This is a genomic window from Janthinobacterium sp. NKUCC06_STL (assembly GCF_019345455.1).
Classification (GTDB): Bacteria; Pseudomonadota; Gammaproteobacteria; order Burkholderiales; family Burkholderiaceae_D; genus Janthinobacterium; species Janthinobacterium rivuli.
On sequence record NZ_JAHKQY010000043.1, the window covers coordinates 1 to 287 of the forward strand.

The window sequence follows — 287 nt, forward strand, 5'->3', positions numbered from 1 at the left end:
AATTAACAGTCGATAAGTGTGGGCATTTGATGTAAGTGCAGCGTCAATCTTCGGATTGGCGTCTAACTTAAAATATCAAATGTTCACAAGAAATAATGAAATAGGATACTTTTTCGGAAGTAGCCTGTCAGTTTTTTGAGTGAGCGACCCGTCAGCAATGACGGTGCCGGTAAAACGGCAAAGTAACAGAGATTAAACTGAAGAGTTTGATCCTGGCTCAGATTGAACGCTGGCGGCATGCCTTACACATGCAAGTCGAACGGCAGCACGGAGCTTGCTCTGGTGGC

General features: G+C 44.9%; 1 rRNA gene. It reads left to right on the top strand.

The features are described from left to right. Positions 1-194: 194 nt before the first annotated feature. Positions 195-287, top strand: a 16S ribosomal RNA gene (locus KO539_RS29915); the annotation flags it as partial.